This is a genomic window from Ectothiorhodospira sp. 9100 (assembly GCF_022227565.1).
In the GTDB taxonomy this organism is placed as follows: Bacteria; Pseudomonadota; Gammaproteobacteria; order Ectothiorhodospirales; family Ectothiorhodospiraceae; genus Ectothiorhodospira; species Ectothiorhodospira marina.
This window is the reverse complement of record NZ_JAJNAN010000093.1, coordinates 1-3,391: the sequence shown is the minus strand read 5'-3', so window position 1 is coordinate 3,391 and position 3,391 is coordinate 1. Positions and strand designations below refer to the sequence as shown.

Here is a 3,391-nt window from a genome sequence, read left to right as displayed (position 1 = left end):
TCAGCCGCACTTGCTGTCGCCGCAGTTGAGACAGGTGAGGCAGTTGTCCATGACCACCACGGCCTGGGTGTGGCACTTGCCGCATAGCTGGGCACCGGGGGGGAAGCTTTCCCGGGCCTTGGGGTCGTCGCTGGCCTGGTGCACGCTCTCTTCGTACTGGGCGCGCTTTTCCTCCACCAGGCGGCGCTGGTGTTCGTCCAGGCCGTCGTCCTTGATCAGGCCGATCATGCGCATGTGGCTCTCGATGGCGTCGCCGATCTCAGCCACCAGGGAAGGCATGTACTTGCCCCCCTTCTTGAAATAGCCCCCGCGCGGGTCGAACACCGAGCGCAACTCCTCCACCAGGAAGGTGACATCCCCGCCCTTACGGAACACCGCCGAGATGATCCGGGTGAGCGCCACGATCCACTGGAAGTGGTCCATGTTCTTGGAGTTGATGAAGATCTCGAAGGGCCGACGCAGTTCGTGCTCGGTGCCCGGGTTCAGGATCACATCGTTGATGGTCACATACAGGGCGTGCTCCGACAACGGCGTCTTCAGCTTGTAAGTGGACCCCAGCAGCATCTCGGGTCGTTCCAGCTTCTCGTGCATGTGCACCACCTTCGCGGAGCCCTGAGTGGGCTCCGTGGGGGCCGGGGCAGGCGCGCTGGCGGCAGCGGCCGGCGGGGCCGACGATTCCGCGGGGGCGCCTGCCTGAGCGGCGCTCTCCTCAGCGGATTCCTCCCGCCAGATTCCGAAATCCACAATTGGTTTGTCAATCTTGATGGTCATGTGCGTGTGCCCCTGATTCAGAATTTACCGTAGTACCCTTCTTTCAGGGCCTCGTAGAGATTGGCGGCATTGTGGGTCTCGCCGTCGTATTCCACTTCCTCATTCCCCTTGGCCAGCACGATGCTGCCGTCATCCAGGACAAACCGGTAGGTGGTGTTTTCCAGATCCTTTTCCTTGACCAGCACGCCCTGGAAGGCCTCGGGATTGAAACGGAAGGTGGTACAGCCCTTCAGCCCCTGCTCGTAGGCATAGCGGTAGATGTCCTTGAAGTCCTCGAAGCGATAGTCCGTGGGCACGTTGGCGGTCTTGGAGATGGACGAATCGATCCATTTCTGGGCCGCCGCCTGCACGTCCACGTGGGACTTGGGCGTGATGTCATCCGCCGTGATGAAATATTCCGGCAACTGTGCCCCGGGCTCCTCGGAGTACGGCATGGCCTTGGCGTTCACGAATTCCCGGTAGGCCAGCAGTTCATAGGAGAAGACATCCACCTTCTCCTTGGTCTTGCGGCCCGAACGGATGATGTTGCGGGCATAGTGGTGGGCGAACGAGGGCTCGATGCCGTTACTGGCGTTATTGGCCAGTGACAGGGAGATGGTCCCGGTGGGGGCAATGGAGCTGTGGTGGGTGAAGCGGCAACCTTCCTCGGCCAGGGCCTCCACCAACTCGGGGTCCACCTGGGCCACCCGCTGCATGTAGCGACTGTAACGGGCATGCAGTACCCGGCCCTTGAGGATATCCCCCACCTGGATACCATCCCTTTCCAGTTCCGGACGCAGGCGCAGCATGGCCGGGGTCACCTGGAACTCCTCGTCCATGATGGGGGCCGCCCCCTTTTCCCGGGCCAGTTCCAGCCCGGCGCGCCAGCCGGCCAGGGCCATCTCGCGGGTCACCTCTTCGGTGAAGGCCAGAGAGCCCTCGTCGCCGTATTTCATGCCCATCATGGTGATGGTGGAGCCCAGCCCCAGGTAACCCATGCCGTGGCGGCGCTTGCGAATGATCTCCTCGCGCTGTTCGGGCAGTGGCAGGCCGTTGATCTCCACCACGTTGTCCAGCATGCGGGTGAACACGGACACCACCTCGCGGAAGGTCTCCATGTCGAACCGGGCCTGGTCGGTGAAGGGGTCCTGCACGAAGCGGGTCAGGTTAATGGATCCTAGAAGGCAGGCACCATAGGGTGGCAGAGGTTGTTCGCCGCAGGGGTTGGTGGCGCGGATCTGCTCGCACCACCAGTTGTTGTTCATCTCGTTGACCTTGTCGATGAGCACGAAGCCCGGCTCGGCATAGTCGTAGGTGGAGGTCATCACCATGTTCCACAGGTTGCGGGCCGGCAGGGTCTTGTAGATCCGGCAGGCCACCAGGCCTTCCTCGTTGGTGATGTAGTCATTGTCCACGGGCCAGTCACGCCACAGGACCTGCTGGGGATCGTTCAGGTCGATGCCGTCCTGTTCGGCCTCCTGGGGGCCCAGGGGGAAGGCCAGCGGCCACTGGGCATCGTTCTTCACGGCCTCCATGAAACCTGAAGTGATCAGCAGCGACAGGTTGAACTGGCGCAGGCAGCCATCGGCGCGCTTGGCGCGGATGAAGTCCAGCACGTCCGGATGACCGATATCAAAGGTACCCATCTGCGCGCCGCGCCGCCCTCCGGCGGAAGACACGGTGAAGCACATCTTGTCGTAGATCTCCATGAACGACAGGGGACCGGAGGTGTAGGCGCCCGCGCCGGACACATAGGCGCCCCGGGGGCGCAGAGTGGAGAAGTCGTAGCCGATGCCGCTGCCGGCCTTCAAGGTAAGGCCCGCCTCGTGGAGCTTTTCCAGGATGTCGTCCATGGAATCCTGAATGGAACCCGACACCGTGCAGTTGATGGTGGACGTGGCGGGCTTGTGCTCCCAGGCACCGGCGTTGGCAATGATGCGTCCGGCGGGGATGGCCCCCAGACGCAGGGCCCAGAGAAAACGTTCGTACCAGGTCTCGCGCAGGGCCGGCTCGGCCTCCACGTCGGCCAGGGCCCGGGCAACACGCTTCCAGGTGTCATCGATGGTGGGGTCCAGATCTTCACCGGTACGGGTCTTGAGGCGGTATTTCTTGTCCCAGATATCCATGGAGGCGGGCTGCATGGGGACCTCCCTTGAGACAACGGTTGCAAGGGCCTGGCTGGACTGGGATTTCATGGTGGCGGGATCCTTTTTGCTACTAGCTGTTGTGGTTGGATATTGATCAACACACAACATAGTGGATGTGAGGCCGTCGAAGCTTAGGCACTTGCCGGGGGGATTTCAAGCGCTCACAGGGGGCCCATTGGGAGGTACGGGAGAGGCGAAGGACGCCGAAACGGGCCTGGGACGCGGGCTTCCAGGGGTTCGGTCGGGAAGGATAATTTTTTCGGCCAGCCGACGAACGGTCGGCAACCGCGGGAGAGATGTCAGGGACAGGATGGCCCCAACGATCGGGGCCATCTCATACAGGTCAACGTGAAAGAATCAAGGTTCAGCTACAAATACCCCCTTCTCCCCCCTCGGGGGAGAAGGGCTGGGGATGAGGGGGGGGAGACAGGCACTGTGCCAGCCCTGGGGGGGGGGGGGCCCCCCCCCCCCCCCCCCCCCGCCGGGGGGGGGGG

2 protein-coding genes are annotated in these 3,391 nt (G+C 62.9%); both read right to left on the bottom strand.

Going from position 1 to position 3,391, the window contains the following annotated elements; all coding sequences use genetic code 11:
• Complete coding sequence (locus LPW29_RS14945; RefSeq protein ID WP_090254262.1) at positions 1-771, bottom strand: TSCPD domain-containing protein; 771 nt, start codon at positions 769-771, stop codon at positions 1-3.
• A 17-nt stretch (positions 772-788) separates the two neighbouring features.
• On the bottom strand, positions 789-2,945 hold the full coding sequence (locus LPW29_RS14940; protein WP_238628672.1) for an adenosylcobalamin-dependent ribonucleoside-diphosphate reductase: 2,157 nt from the start codon (positions 2,943-2,945) through the stop codon (positions 789-791).
• Between the last annotated feature and the right edge of the window lie 446 nt (positions 2,946-3,391).